The organism is Yinghuangia sp. YIM S10712, assembly GCF_051388935.1.
Taxonomy (GTDB): Bacteria; Actinomycetota; Actinomycetes; order Streptomycetales; family Streptomycetaceae; genus Yinghuangia.
Map to the genome: position 1 here is coordinate 89,575 of NZ_JBPKBI010000015.1, position 13,618 is coordinate 103,192.

General features: G+C 71.6%; 10 protein-coding genes, 2 tRNA genes and 1 pseudogene. 9 read left to right on the forward strand and 4 right to left on the reverse strand.

Annotated features, from left to right (window positions below; genetic code table 11):
- The first annotated feature begins 74 nt into the window (after positions 1 to 74).
- The 3 genes from ACRX5W_RS25430 to ACRX5W_RS25440 all read left to right on the forward strand — a co-directional run bounded on the left by ACRX5W_RS25430 (position 75) and on the right by ACRX5W_RS25440 (position 4,109).
- Positions 75 to 1,700 carry an MDR family MFS transporter gene (locus ACRX5W_RS25430; RefSeq protein WP_436790624.1) on the forward strand — a complete coding sequence of 542 codons (1,626 nt, stop codon included), beginning with the start codon at positions 75 to 77 and terminating at the stop codon, positions 1,698 to 1,700.
- Between the two features lie 91 nt (positions 1,701 to 1,791).
- The gene (locus ACRX5W_RS25435; RefSeq protein ID WP_436790625.1) at positions 1,792 to 3,435 is read left to right on the forward strand and encodes a long-chain fatty acid--CoA ligase; all 1,644 of its coding nucleotides are present in this window, start codon (positions 1,792 to 1,794) and stop codon (positions 3,433 to 3,435) included.
- Between the two features lie 107 nt (positions 3,436 to 3,542).
- A complete protein-coding gene (locus tag ACRX5W_RS25440) occupies positions 3,543 to 4,109 on the forward strand; it encodes a TetR/AcrR family transcriptional regulator (RefSeq protein ID WP_436790626.1) in 567 nt (188 codons plus the stop codon).
- A 36-nt stretch (positions 4,110 to 4,145) separates the two neighbouring features.
- On the opposite strand, the gene ACRX5W_RS25445 is transcribed toward ACRX5W_RS25440, so the two are convergent.
- Positions 4,146 to 7,775, reverse strand: a complete 3,630-nt coding sequence (locus ACRX5W_RS25445; RefSeq protein WP_436790627.1) for a PAS domain-containing protein — start codon at positions 7,773 to 7,775, stop codon at positions 4,146 to 4,148.
- Positions 7,776 to 7,924: 149 nt separating this feature from the next.
- On the opposite strand from ACRX5W_RS25445, the gene ACRX5W_RS25450 reads away from it, so the two are divergent.
- Both ACRX5W_RS25450 and ACRX5W_RS25455 read left to right on the forward strand, forming a co-directional pair.
- Positions 7,925 to 8,015: transfer RNA gene (locus tag ACRX5W_RS25450), tRNA-Ser, on the forward strand.
- Between the two features lie 224 nt (positions 8,016 to 8,239).
- Positions 8,240 to 8,315, forward strand: a tRNA-Arg gene (locus tag ACRX5W_RS25455).
- A gap of 388 nt (positions 8,316 to 8,703) precedes the next feature.
- On the opposite strand, the gene ACRX5W_RS25460 is transcribed toward ACRX5W_RS25455, so the two are convergent.
- Positions 8,704 to 9,282 (reverse strand): dihydrofolate reductase family protein, encoded by a 579-nt coding sequence (locus ACRX5W_RS25460; protein WP_436790628.1) that lies wholly within the window; start codon positions 9,280 to 9,282, stop codon positions 8,704 to 8,706.
- 214 nt (positions 9,283 to 9,496) lie between these two features.
- Here ACRX5W_RS25460 and ACRX5W_RS25465 point away from each other — a divergent pair, with 214 nt between their 5' ends.
- Positions 9,497 to 9,727, forward strand: coding sequence for a hypothetical protein (locus ACRX5W_RS25465; protein WP_436790629.1), 231 nt, complete (start codon positions 9,497 to 9,499; stop codon positions 9,725 to 9,727).
- Positions 9,728 to 10,085: 358 nt separating this feature from the next.
- Complete coding sequence (locus ACRX5W_RS25470) at positions 10,086 to 10,349, forward strand: hypothetical protein (protein ID WP_436790630.1); 264 nt, start codon at positions 10,086 to 10,088, stop codon at positions 10,347 to 10,349.
- A 7-nt stretch (positions 10,350 to 10,356) separates the two neighbouring features.
- Here ACRX5W_RS25470 and ACRX5W_RS25475 read toward each other — a convergent pair whose 3' ends face one another.
- Together ACRX5W_RS25475 and ACRX5W_RS25480 are read right to left on the reverse strand one after the other, a co-directional pair.
- Entirely contained in the window at positions 10,357 to 11,058 is a 702-nt protein-coding gene (locus tag ACRX5W_RS25475) for a response regulator (RefSeq protein ID WP_436790631.1), read from the reverse strand.
- Positions 11,055 to 12,338, reverse strand: a complete 1,284-nt coding sequence (locus ACRX5W_RS25480) for a sensor histidine kinase (protein ID WP_436790632.1) — start codon at positions 12,336 to 12,338, stop codon at positions 11,055 to 11,057. Before ACRX5W_RS25480 ends, ACRX5W_RS25475 begins: the two co-directional genes overlap by 4 nt.
- A 163-nt stretch (positions 12,339 to 12,501) precedes the next feature.
- Here ACRX5W_RS25480 and ACRX5W_RS25485 point away from each other — a divergent pair, with 163 nt between their 5' ends.
- Positions 12,502 to 13,224: an ABC transporter ATP-binding protein gene (locus ACRX5W_RS25485; RefSeq protein ID WP_436790633.1), complete on the forward strand. Its 723-nt coding sequence runs from the start codon at positions 12,502 to 12,504 to the stop codon at positions 13,222 to 13,224.
- Positions 13,221 to 13,618, forward strand: a pseudogene (locus ACRX5W_RS25490) (ABC transporter permease); the annotation flags it as partial. The gene ACRX5W_RS25485 and the pseudogene ACRX5W_RS25490, both read left to right, overlap by 4 nt.

Genomic DNA, 13,618 nt, shown 5'->3' on the forward strand with positions numbered 1-13,618 from the left:
TTCCCCCGATGTTGCTTTCCGCAACTAACGTCCTGTATGTTAGTTGCACGAAACAAAGAACTTGGGGTGGGGCGATGCAAGCGATCGCGAGCGGCACAGCGTCAGGAGAACCCGAGGCAGCGCCCGGGGAGTTCACTCACCGTCAGATCATGAAGGTGATGAGCGTCCTGCTCGTCTCGCTCTTCGTCGCCTGCATATCCGGCACGGTCATCAGCACCGCGCTCCCCACGATCGTCGGCGACCTCGGCGGCCAGGACCAGCTCGCGTGGGTCGCCAGCTCGGGCCTGCTCACCACCACCGCGTCCACCCCGCTGTGGGGCAAGCTCTCCGACCTCTACGGCCGCAAGCGGCTGTTCCGCATCGCGCTCATCGTCTTCGCGGTGTCCTCCGCCCTCGCCGGCCTCGCCCAGACCATGGGCCAGCTCATCGCCGCCCGCGCCGCGCAAGGCGTCGGGGTCGGCGGCATCACCGCGCTGACGCAGGCGATCATGGCCGACGTCACCACGCCCCGCACACGCGGCCGTTACTCGGGCTGGATCGGCTCGGCGTTCGGCGTCGCCACCGTCGCGGGCCCGCTCATCGGCGGTTTCCTCGTCGGTTCCGACGCCCTGGGCTGGCGCTGGACCTTCTACGTCGGCATCCCCTTCGCGGTCGCCGCGCTCGTGATGGTCGAGCGGGTCCTGAAGCTCCCTTATGTGCGCCGCTCCGTCCACGTCGACTACCTGGGGGCGGCGCTCATCAGCGGCGCGGTCACCGCGGTGCTGCTCGCGCTGTCGCTGGGCGGGCAGAAGTGGGCCTGGAACTCCGGGACGACATACACCCTCGTGGCGATCACCGTCGTGCTCGGCGCCGGCGCGGTCTGGCAGGAGCGCCGCGCGAAGCAACCGATCCTGCCGCCGCACCTGTTCCACAGCCGCACCTTCAACCTGGCCGGCATCGGGTCGTTCCTCGCCGGCTTCTCGATGTACGGCGCGATGATCTACCTGCCGCAATACCTCCAGATCGTGCGCGGCATGAGCCCGACCCGCTCGGGCCTGATGACGCTGCCGATGGTGCTCGGCATGCTGGCCGCGTCGATCGCCTCCGGCCGGCTCATCACGCGGTACGGCCGCTGGAAGGTGTTCCCGCTGATCGGCCTGCCGCTGATCGCCCTCGGGATGCTCCTGCTGTCCGGCATGGACGTCGGGACGCCGCTCCCCCTCGCCGGCTTCCACATGCTCGTGCTCGGCGTCGGACTCGGGCTGTCCACACAGGTGCTTGTCCTGGCGATCCAGAACGGCGCCGACACGGACGACATCGGCATCGCCACCTCCGCCGCGTCGTTCTTCCGCTCGATGGGCGGCGCGGTCGGCGTCGCCGTGCTCGGTGCCGTCCTCAGCGCACGGCTCGACTCCGGCATTCCGGCGCTGATGCGCGAACGCGACCTCGCGCCGCCCGCCGGCACCGACGTCGGCGACCTGCTGGGCAGCCCGTCCGCCATCCAGGCGCTCGACGCTCCGCTGCGCGACACGGTGATCGACGGCTTCACGCAGGGGCTGCACACCGTCTTCCTGGTCGGCGCGCCGGTGACGCTCGCCGGGTTCATCGCGGTGCTGGCGATCCGCGAGGTGGTGCTGCGCGACGGCGAGGACGACGATGCCGGCGACGATCCGGCTCCGGCGCCTGCCGCGCTGCCGGAAAAGGCCGTCGCGCGAGGCTGACATCGCCCGCTCGGGGAAGCACAATCCTGGTACTCCGCCATACCGCCGGTGACACCTGCCGGGGGAAGAGCAGACCACCGGGAGGTCCCCAATGCTGAGCACGATGCAGGACGTGCCGCTGACGATCGCGCGGATCATGCGGCACGGCACGACCGTGCACGGCACCTCCCAGGTGGTCACCTGGACCGGCGGCGAGCCGCGGCGGGCCTCGTACGCCGAGGTCGGCCGACGCGTCGCGCAACTCGCCCACGCGCTGCGCGAACTCGGCGTGACCGGCGACCAGCGGGTGGCGACGTTCCTGTGGAACAACCAGGAGCATTTGGAGTGCTACCTCGCGGTGCCGTCGATGGGCGCCGTTCTGCACACCCTCAACCTGCGGCTCCCCGGCGACCAGCTCGTCTACATCGCCGAACACGCCGACGACAGGGTCCTCGTCGTGGACGGCAGCCTCGTACCGCTCTTCGCGCCCGCCCTGCCCGCGCTCCGTACGGTCGAACACGTCATCGTCACCGGCGACGCGGACCTGGCCCCATTGGAGGGCCGCGGCAAGGCGGTCCACCGCTACGACGAGCTGATCGCCGGGCGACCGACCGAGTTCGACTGGGCCGACGACATCGACGAGCGCGACGCCGCGGCGCTGTGCTACACGAGCGGGACCACCGGCCGGCCCAAAGGCGTCGCGTACAGCCACCGCTCGACCTACCTGCACAGCATGCAGGTCTGCACGGTCGAGGGCTTCGGCATCGGGGCGCGCGACAGGCTGCTGCCGGTCGTGCCGATGTTCCACGTCAACGCGTGGGGGCTGCCCTACGGGGCGATGCTGTCCGGCGCCTCGATGCTCATGCCGGACCGGTTCCTCCAGGCCGAACCGCTCGCCGCGATGATCGCCGCGGAGAAACCCACGATCGCCGCCGCGGTGCCGACGATCTGGACCGCCCTGCTCGACCACCTCGACCGGCACAAGACGGACGTCTCGTCGCTGCGCGAGGTCGTCGTCGGCGGCTCGGCATGCCCGCCCGCGCTCATGGAGGCCTTCGAGCAGCGGCACGGTGTGCGGATCACCCACGCGTGGGGCATGACCGAGACGTCTCCGCTCGGCGCGGTCGCGCGTCCCCCCGCAGGGGTCACCCCGGACCAGGAGATGGCGTACCGCGTCACCCAGGGCCGCATGCCCGCCTCGGTGCAGGCCCGACTCGTGGGCCCGGACGGCTCGTTCATGCCGCACGACGGCGAATCGGTCGGCGAACTGGAGGTGCGCGGCCCGTGGATCGCCGGCGCCTACCTCGGCGGCGAGACCGGCGCGGACTCGGCCGAAGGCGACCGGTTCCACGACGGCTGGCTGCGCACCGGCGACGTCGGCACGCTGACCGGCGACGGCTTTCTCACACTCACCGACCGCGCGAAGGACGTCATCAAATCGGGTGGCGAATGGATCTCGTCGGTCGAACTGGAGAACCACCTCATGGCCCACCCCGACGTCGCGGAGGCGGCCGTGGTCGGCGTGCCCGACCAGAAGTGGGGCGAACGACCCCTCGCCACCGTCGTGTTGCGCCCCGGAACGGACACGGGCCTCGCCGAGCTCAAGGAGTTCCTGGCCGGACGCGTGGCCGGTTGGCAGGTGCCCGAACGGTGGAGCCTCGTCACCGAGGTGCCGAAGACGAGCGTCGGCAAGTTCGACAAAAAGGTGATCCGCCGGCAGTACGGCGACGACGAACTCGACGTCGAGCGGATCTGACGCATCGCCGGAGGACGGGGACGGGGCCGGTCGTCGGGCCGCGCAAAATCTGGAGCTGCTAGGTTTCAGGCGTTTCGCTCGGTGCCGGCTCGCGTGGGAGGTGTCGTTTGGCGCGTGCGGGCATCACAGCCGCCCGGCTCACCCAGGCGGCGGCGGAAATGGCCGACGAGGCCGGGTTCGACAAGGTCACCTTGTCGGAACTCGCCCGCCGTTTCGGCGTCAAGGACGCCAGCCTCTACTCGCACGTCGACAATCTGCGCGCCCTGCGCGTCAGGATCGCCCTCCTCAGCGCCCGGGAACTGACCGACCGCATCGCCGACGCCGTCGCGGGCCGCGCCGGCAAGGACGCACTCGTCGCGTTCGCCGACGCCTACCGGCGCTACGCCCTCGACCACCCGGGACGCTACGCCGCGACGCAGATGCGGTTCGAACCCGGCGAGGTCACGGAGACCGAGGTCCTCCGCCGCAGCGTCGAACTCACGTACGGCATGTTGCGCGGGTACGGCCTCGGCGAACCGGACCTCACCGACGCGGGCCGACTGCTGCGCAGCGCGTTCCACGGCTTCGTCCACCTCGAACTCGGCGGCGGCTTCGGACACCCGCGGGCCGTGGAGGACTCCTGGCAACGCTCGCTCGACGCCCTGCACGTGCTGTTGGAGAACTGGCCGAAGTGATCGGCGGACCGGTCCTCGGTGTGCATCGGGTCCGGCTCAGACCAGTGAGGCGATCTTGCCGAGCAGGTCGACCACCCGCTGCTGCACGTCCTCGCGCGTCGAACGCTCGGCCAGGAACAACACCGTCTCGCCCGTCTGGAGGCGCGGCAGGTCCTCTTCGGCGATGTCGACCGTCGTGTACACCACGATCGGAGTCGAGTGCAGGCGGTTGTTGTTGCGCAGCCAGTCGACTATGCCCAACCGGCGCCGGCGCACCAGCATGAGGTCGAGGACCACCAGATTCGGCTCGACGCTCGCGGCCTTCGACACCGCCTCGCTCTCCGAGGTCACATGCGCGACATCCATGCCGCGCCGCACCAGCGAGCCGGTGAACGCGGTCGCGATGTCGTGGTTCGCCTCGACGAGCAGCACGCGCGACGCCTGCCCGGCGCTGTCCGCGGGAGCCAGCGAGCGCAGCAGCACCGCCGGATCCGCGCCGAAGGCGGCATCGCGGGTCGCCTGCATGAGCCCCGCGGTGACCAGCACCGGGATCTCGGCCGCCGTCGCCGCGGTACGCAGCGAGTGCAACGCGGTCCGGGTGATCGGGCCGGTCAGCGGGTCCACGAAGAGCGCCGCGGGGTGGGCGCTCACCTGCATGTTCACTTCCTCCCGCGACCGCACCAACACGGGATCCCACCCGCGCTCGACCAAGGCGCCGGACGTCGGGCCGTCGGGTGCCGGCCACACGAGCAGGCGGCGCGGCTGACCGTCGGGGGAGGGCGCCACCATCGGCGGGTAGTTCGGGTCCACGGCCGCGAGTTCGCCGGGGGGAGGCGTGTCGATGTCGAGCGCGGTCAGCAGCGGCGCGACGGCGGAACCGGACCCGTGTGGAGCGGCCGGACCCGGCGGTGCAGGCGCCGGCGGCGCGAACGCCGACGCGTGGTCGGCGTAGCCTCCCGGGCTTCCGGGATGCGGGGTACCGCCCGGATTCCGCTGCGGAAGCGGTTCGGGGCGCGCGCCCGGCTCGCGGTAGGCGCTGTGAATGCTGTCGGGACCGTGCGGGTGCGGGGCATGCGGGTCGACGCCGTGCCCGGGGGCCGCGTGGTGGCCGCTGTCCTGCGGAGGAGGAGCTCCTGGCAGGCCGGGAGGGCCGTACGGCCCGGGCTGTGGCGGGTACGGCTGCTGCGCGGGCGACGCGCCGGCATTGCCCGGCGCCGGATAGGCGCCCGGCGGCCCGGCGGCGGGCGGGCCGGGCAACTGCCCGGGATCGCGCGGCTGTTGCCCCGGGCCCGTGGCGATGGCCCGGCGACGGCGCCCGGACGGCGGCGGCTGAGGCGGCACCTCGCCGGTGTCGCCTCCCGGCAGCGCCTGCGGCGGATACGGGACCTGCGGCGGCGCGGGGGTGCCCGCGGGCGGCAGCGGCAGAGGCGGCATCAGCGCCGTCGGGGCGTCCGTGTCGACCGGCGGCAGAGGCGTCGGTTCCGGCGGCTTCCGCGACTCGGTGGGTGCGAGGTCCGTGCCCGGTACTCCGGCGGGTGCAGCGCCCGGCCGGTCCTGGACGCTCGTACCCCGGCCGCCGGCCCCGGGCCCGCCGGGCAGGCGCGACTGGGACGGCACGGGTGCGGGCGGCGTCGACAGGTGGTGCCGGGCGCGGGCCATGTGCCGCGTGTGGTGGCCGTTGACCCGGGCCGGTACGCCGGGCGGCACGGGCACGGCGGCGTCGTCCCCTTCGGCGGCGGCGTCCGGGCCGCCGGGGGCGTTCTCCTGCGCGGTACGGGAACCGTCGTCCTCGGCAGGGGAGTCGGGCGCGCCCGGAGGGTCGTCCTGAGCGCTCGGCCCGGTGGGCAGTGCGCGCCGGGCGCGACGGCCGCCGGCGGCCTCGGCGGAGGCGGGCCCGGACGGCCCGGTCTGCGGCGTACCGCCGTTGGGTGCGGCACCCGCCGACGATTCGCCGGCCGGGAGCGCGATCGGCTTCGGCCGCGCGGGGGCGGGCGGTGCGGGCGGTCCGGACGGATGTGCGGGTTCGAGCCCGGTGCCCCGGTCGGTGCGCACGGCGGGAGGCGCCCCGCCCGCGTCTTCTCCCCCGGACGACGGGCGGCCGGTGGCTTCCTTCCGGTCTGCCGCGTCGGGCCGCTCGTCGCCGCCCGGCTTCGCGGCCTCGGCGGCCGGACCGTTCCCCGACTTGTCGCTTCCGGACCCGGCGGTCGTTCCAGGCCGGACCGCCGGTGACGTCCGCGCCCGCTTGCGAGCCCGAGCGCGATCCGAGCCCGGTTCGCCGGAGTCCTTGGGCCGCGCCTTGGCTGCGGCCTCCTCATCGGCGGGCAACTCGACGACGTAGGTGCTGCTGCCCTCGGCCTTCTGCACCTCGACCGTGCCGCCGTGCGCCTCGATGATCGCGCGCGCCAGCGGAACGTGGACGGAGCTGCCGCGGCTCGCGGGCCCGCGGACCTCGATCCGGGCGACCTTGTCGCGCTGCGCCGCCGTCACGACGACCGTCGCACCCTTGGGCACCGCACCGACCGTGTCCGCGATCAGGTGGCCCAGCGCCCGCGTCATCGCGTCGACGTCGACCTGAACACCCACGGGCGACGCGGTCACCGTGAACTCCACCCCGGCGGCCCGCGCGGGATAGGTCACCGTTTCGAGCGCGCGGTCCAACAGGTCGTCGACCAGGGCCGCGACCCGCTCGGCGGTCTCCTTCTTCTCGCCGCGCTGGTGCTCCAGGACCTCGGTGCTCAGCCCGGCCATTTCCTCCAGCTCGCCGGCGACCTGGCGTACCACGCGCCGCGCGCTCGGCCCGAGTTCGCCGATGCTGCCGTCCGCGAGGGTCTTCAGCCGCGCGCGTGACGCCTCGAACCGCGACAGCAGCTCGGTGTCGAGCAACTCGGCCAACTGGTCGCGTTGTTCGGCCAGCGCCCGTTCGCGCGACAGGTCCGTGAAGGTCATCACGGCACCGACCACGGCCTCGCCCAGCAGGATCGGCGCGGTCGTCATCTCGACCGGAACGGACTCGCCGTCACCGCGCCACAGCACCTGATCGCGCAGCCGCTGCTTCTTGCCCGTCTTCAGCGTCACCAGAGCCGGGCACTCGTCCGGGGGAAGCGGCGTACCGTCGGCCCGCTTCGCCATGAGGAGTTGGTGCAGCGAACGCCCGCCCAGATCGCCGGCCCGGTGCCGCAGAATGCGCGCCGCGGCCGGGTTCACCAGCACGATCGACCCGTCGGCGTCGATGCCGACGATGCCCTCCGACGCCGCGCGCAGGATCATCTCGGTCTGCCGCTGCTGGCGCTGGAGTTCGGACTCCACGTCCATCGAGCCGGTCAGATCGCGCACCACGATCATCAGCAACTCGTCGTCGTACGCCCCCGGCAGATTCGCGCTCGTGACCTCGACCGGCAACAGCGAACCGTCGGTCCGCCGGGCCGTCATGCGCGTCGGCTTCGTCCGGGAGTCGCCCATGACGTCCATGGCACGGACCGACCCGGGAATGCGACTGCGGTCGAACGTCGGCAGCAGGTCCAGCAACCCGCGCCCGACAATCGGTGTGCCCGGTGCCTCCAACGCCTCCAACGCCACCGCGTTCGCGTTGACGACCGTGCCGTTGCGGTTCACCAGCAGGAGCGCATCGGGAAGGGCGTCGAGTATGGCAGCGAGGCGAGCAGCGCCCCGAGATGGCCTGCTGCTCACGAAGCGCGTACCTCCTTAAGCTCCCCTTGACTGCGCCGACCGGCCCATCCTGCCCGTCCCCCCGGAGGCATGTCACGACCGACTATCGCATTGATTTTGCCCCAGCGTTGACCGGGCGGGTAATCTATCCGCCGTCGGGATACACCGATGGAGGCTTCGCCTAGTCTGGTCTATGGCGCCGCACTGCTAATGCGGTTTGGGTAACCAACCCCATCCCGGGTTCAAATCCCGGAGCCTCCGCACTCACGGCCCGTCCGGCCCACCGGACGGGCCGCTTTGCGTTGTTCCCCGGGCCCATCCGGCCATGTGACTTGTGCCGCACCGGCCCCTCCACCCCCATTCCCCCACCAAACCCCACCTTTCGCTCTCAGCGAACACCCACCACCACCCCTCCAGCCCCCAACCGGTAATCGATTTCAACCCCAGCCGCAGATCCTGTATGGTTCTTCTCGTCGCACCGACCGGCGCTCGTAGCTCAACGGATAGAGCATTTGACTACGGATCAAAAGGTTGCAGGTTCGAATCCTGCCGAGCGCACCAGCTCAGAGGCCCTCTCGAAGATCGAGAGGGCCTTTTGCGTGCCTCGCGTCCGAGTGCAGCGGCGAAGTATGGCGATCCTCGTGCGAGTTGATGCCCGAGCGTCATCAGGGCCTCTGCGTGCCTCGCCCGCCGCGGGACTGTGAATCGTCGGCGTCGGACGGAGAGCACTCAGGGTTTCGCGGTCCGTACAGGCGCGCGGACTCGGGCGGCTCGTTCTCGCGCGGGGAGTCCGCCACCGCCCGGAACGCCCGAACTCCGTGATCGGGCGATCGGTGAGCGCGGGGACGGCTCAGGGCGCCTTCCGTTGGGGGAGGCGCCCTGCTTGGTCGGTCCGAAGGGGGTTGTGGGGGGAAGTGCGGTGGGGGGTGGGTGGGTTCGTGAGGGGCTCTCAGTGAATGACGTCGAAGACGTTCATCTGGAGGCCGTTGGCGTAGGCCTTGTGGTCGATGAGCTTCAGTTTCTGGGTGTCTTTGTCGGTGGCGCTGAAGAGTCGCTTGCCGGCGCCGAGGAGGAGGGGGAAGACGAGGAGGTGGTAGCGGTCGATCAGGCCGGCGTCGGAGAGGGCCCGGTTGAGGGTGGCGCTGCCGTGGATGATGATCGGGCCGCCCTCGGTGTTCTTCACGGCGGCCACCTCGTCGAGGGAGCGCAGGATCGTCGTCTCGCCCCAATTTGAGACGAGGTCGTCGTCGGTGAGGGTGGTGGAGACGACGTACTTCGGCATCGCGTTGTAGCGGGCGAACTCCTCGGTCATGCCGGGCCAGACGGGGCTGAACGCCTCGTAGCTGACACGGCCCATCATCATCGCGCCGGCTTCCTCCTGCTCCCGGGCCTTGATCTCGTACGCCTCGGGGAGGAACTCGACATCCTTGAAGGTCCATCCCGAGTTCCGGTAGCCGGGCTCGCCGCCCGGGGCCTCCATGACGCCGTCGAGTGAGATGAAAGCGGTGCTGATCAGGGGGCGGGTCATCGGGTCCTCGCTGTCTCGGGTGCGGTTTCGGGGGCCGGGGTGTACCAGCCATCAGTTCCGACTGGGGAGCGGGATGAAACTCATCGGTTCTTGACCGGGCATACGCCCGTCGTCATTCTGGGCCTCCGCACACGTCGTCGGTCGGGGGACAGCGATGGAGACATTCGGGCCGAAGCGTGCCTGGAAAGCGCCGTCGAGTCGAGTGCTTGCGGCGGTGTCCGTAGTTTCCGGAGCGGCCTCGTGGGCGTTGCTGTGGCTGCGGGTTCCGCTGGCGCAGATCGTCGCGATCGGCTGCGGCGTCGTCGTGCTGCGGCGTACGCGGTCGAATGACGAGCCGTCGCTGCTGACGGCAAGTGCCGGGAGCGGGTTCATGCTCGGTCTCGTCGCGCTTGTGGTTTCCGTGGTGCTCCACACGGCACCGGATTCCTTCTGGGTCGACGAGTGAGCCGTGCCCGCCGTCCTGATGCCGACGACCGGCGATGCCGGGGGAGTTCGAGCGCGAGAGCGGCGAGGGGTTGGTTCGGGTGCGTGTGAGTCGGTGGGCGGGGGGTCGGGAGGGGAGCGTCCTCGGACTGCTGGTGGCGTGGGTGGTTTGTGTGCCTATCGCATGGTTCTTTGTGCAGCTTGCCTGGGATGTTCCGGGGAGGAGCGCGAAGGCGGTCGGGGCGGCATTCGGGTGGTACGGGGAGCGTGGCACGGTGGCGGTCACACACAGTGAGAACGTCAGGCAGGGCAGGGGCGGGCAAGAGCGGCACTGCTATGGGGATTTCCGGCCGAGAAGTGGCGGCGCAACGGTGGTCGGGGTGCGGGTGCATCTCGAAGGCGGGTGCGCGCAAGGGCGCATGGTGGAGGCGCGGCTGCTGCGGAAGGACACCGGGAGTTGGCTGGTGAAGCACGGGCAGGACGAGGCGTTCGCGGGGACGGGAGCGGGAACTCCGTTGGTCCTGCTTGTGTTCATGGGGCTTTTCTGTCTGGTTGTCGGCGGCCCCTTCGTCGTCTGCGCGGTGTTGTTCCCGCTGCTCATGCTGACCGTCGTGGTGCAGCGGCGGCGGGGTAAGAACAGTTGATGGCACGTCAGCTCGGTGAAGCAGGCGTGCCCGGGGTCACCAGCGCTGTTTCGTAGGCCAGGACGACTGCTTGGACGCGGTCGCGCAGGTGGAGTTTGGTCAGGATCCGGGTGACGTGGGTCTTGACGGTTTCGATGCTCAGGGTGAGGGCGGCGGCGAGTTCCGCGTTGCTCATTCCCCGGGCGAGGAGCCGCAGGACCTCCAATTCGCGCGGGGTGAGCGTGGCCAGGTCGCGGTGGGCGGACGGCGGCGGTGCGGCGGGGCGGGCGAAGCGTTCGACGAGGCGGCGGGTGATGGTCGGTGCGAGGAGCGCGTCGCCGGAGGTGACCAGGCGTACGGCAGCCACGAGTTGCTCGGGTGTGACGTCTTTCAGCAGGAAGCCGCTCGCTCCCGCGTTGAGGGCTTCGTACACGTAGTGGTCGAGGTCGAACGTGGTCAGGATGATGACGCGGCACGGCCGCCCGTCGAGGGCCGGGGACGGGTCGGCCATGATGCGGCGGGTCGCTTCCAGGCCGTCGAGGCCGGGCATGCGGATGTCCATGAGGACGACGTCGGGGCGGGTACGGCGGACCGCCGCGCACGCGTCGTCCCCGTCCGCGGCCTCCGCGACGACGTCGATGCCGTCGGCGGCGAGGATCATGCGGAACCCGGAGCGTACGAGGGCCTGGTCGTCGGCCACGACGACGCGCAGCGGAGCGGCGCCGGTCATGGGGCCGGCACCGGGATGGACGCGCGGACGCGGTAGCCGCCGGTCGGCCGGTGCCCCGCGTCGAGCCGGCCGCCGTGCAGGGTGACGCGCTCGGTGAGGCCGAGCAGGCCGCGTCCGGCGCCGAGTGGTTCGGGGCGCCGTCCGTCGGCCGGGCCGTCGTCGGTGACTTCGATGTGCACGGCCTCCGGCGCGTAGGTCAGCGTCACTTCGGTGCGCCCGCCCGGGGCGTACTTCAAGGCGTTGGTGAGGGCTTCCTGGACCACGCGGTACGCCGTCAGCTCGATGCCGGGCGGCAGCGGACGCGCGTCACCGCTCGACACCAGGCTGACGTCGAGTCCCGCGGTGCGCACGCGGTCGACGAGCACGGGGAGGCGGGTGAGGTCGGGTTGCGGTGCGAGGGGCGGTCCGAGTGCGTCGCCGTCCGGTGCGCGGCCGTCGCCCGGTCGTCCGTCCTGCGCGGTCAGGACGTCGAGCAGGTGGCGCAGCTCGGCCATGGTCTCGCGTCCGCTGGTCTCGACGGCGCGCAGCGCCTCGGTGGCGCCGTCGGGGTCCGAGCGCAGGACCATGCGCGCGGCGCCGGACTGGATGACCATCACGCTGACATTGTGGCTGACGACGTCGTGCAACTCCCTGGCGATTCGCGCCCGTTCGCGGGCGACGGCGACTTCGCGCTCGCGTTCGGCCCGCAGCGCCCGCCCGTGGAACGCGCCCGCGCGCGTCCGCCACGTGCCGATCGTGCGGCCGGTGATCCATGTCGTGGCCATCACCGCGAGGACGACCGTGGCGGGCGGGCCGCCGCTGATGTCATCGGGGAACCGCCCCGCGAGTGCGAGCGTCGCCGTGCCCATCACCGCTGCCGCGACGGGCAGGCGCCTGACGTGTGCGGCGACCGAATACGCGCCGACGGCCAGCGCCACGATGGCGGCGATGCTGGGATTGTCCGGGGAGAGCAGCATGGCGCAGACCTGCACGCCGAAGGCCGTGACTGGACGCCTGCGCCGCCACGCGAGTGCCGCCGTCGTCAGCACGCCCAGGGAGACCGGCCAGGGCTGGGGGCCCTCGTCGGGAGGCACCACCAAAAACGGCGTCCCGTAGACGTCGGTGACCACTTGAGGATGGTCGTCGACGGGTGGCGTGATCTCGTACATCAGGTAGAGACCGAGCACGGTTGCCGCCAGCGCGAGCAGCCCGTCGCCGCCGCGCGGTCCCGGCCGCCGCAGGAACGCCGAGACCTGCCGGGACATCCGACGGGTCGTCAGCGCATGCGGTTCGGGCGTCACCCGGGCATTCTCGCCGCAGCACCGCGCCGCCCACATCATGCCTCCGAACCGCTCGGCGTCCCTCGCGAGAGCTATCCGCAGCCGCCTACCTCGTGCGGGTGACCGCAGATTGGCTCCCCGTGCGGACGCCCGGTCACCGACCCGCGACCTAGCGTCCCGGCCCATGACAGACGTGATCCGGCTTGACGCCGTGACCAAGCGGTACGACGAGACCGGCCCCGCCGCGCTCGACCAGGTCGGCCTCGCCGTCGGCGAGCGCGAGGCGGTCGCGGTCATGGGGCCGTCGGGCAGCGGCAAGTCGACGCTGCTCAACCTGATCGCCGGCCTGGACCGGCCGACCTCGGGCAGTGTCACCGTCGCGGGGACCAGCCTCGGCGGGCTCTCCGAGACCGCGCTGGCCCGGTTCCGGCGCCGCAACATCGGCATGATCTTCCAGTTTTTCAACCTGCTCGACGACCTGACCGTGCTCGACAACGTGCTCATGCCCGCCCGGCTCGGCGGCACGTCGCTGCGCGAGGCCCGCTCGCGCGCCGACGAACTGCTCGGCTACCTCGGCATCGGCCGGCACGCGGACGCCTATCCGGCGCATCTGTCGGGCGGTCAGCGCCAGCGCGTCGCCATCGCCCGTGCGCTGATGAACCGCCCGCCGCTTCTGCTCGCGGACGAGCCGACCGGCGCCGTCGACACCGCGACCGGGCGGCACATCACCGACCTGCTCATCGAACTCAACCGCGACGGACAGGCGTTGCTTCTGGTCACCCACGACACGCGGCTCGCGCGGGCGTGCACGAGCAGGATCGTGCGGATCGTCGACGGGCGGGTGGACGAGGCGGCGCGGGAAGCCGCGGGAGACATCAGCCCCGATGCCGCGGAAGCCGCCCGATGAAGGCCGTCCGCAACGCCGCGTGGGCGGCAGTCGTACGACGACGCCTGCAAACCGTCGTCACCGCCGTCGTGGTGCTGCTCGCGAGCGCGACCTCGGTGCTCGGCCTGGGGCTGCTGGTCGCGTCGTCGGCACCGTTCGACCACGCCTTCGCCGACCTGCGCGGTGCCCACGCGATCGTGAGCGTGGACGCCGCGAAGGCGACGCCGGAGCAGGTGCGGGCCACCGCCGACCGGCCGGGCGTCACCGCGGTGGGCGGGCCGTACCCGTCCGTGAGCGTCGTCCCGACACTGCCGGGCCACCCGGTCGCCCCGAGCGAGGTCACCGTCGTCGGACGCGCGGATCCGGGCGGTCCGATCGACGAACTCCCCCTCGAATCGGGGCGGTGGGGGGGGGG

Coding starts and splice junctions, on each gene's coding strand:
- ACRX5W_RS25430 (WP_436790624.1), top strand. CDS start 75: ATGCAAGCGATCGCGAGCGGCACAGCGTCAGGAGAACCCGAGGCAGCG.
- ACRX5W_RS25435 (WP_436790625.1), top strand. CDS start 1,792: ATGCTGAGCACGATGCAGGACGTGCCGCTGACGATCGCGCGGATCATG.
- ACRX5W_RS25460 (WP_436790628.1), bottom strand. CDS start 9,282: ATGACCCGCCCCCTGATCAGCACCGCTTTCATCTCACTCGACGGCGTC.
- ACRX5W_RS25475 (WP_436790631.1), bottom strand. CDS start 11,058: ATGACCGGCGCCGCTCCGCTGCGCGTCGTCGTGGCCGACGACCAGGCC.
- ACRX5W_RS25485 (WP_436790633.1), top strand. CDS start 12,502: ATGACAGACGTGATCCGGCTTGACGCCGTGACCAAGCGGTACGACGAG.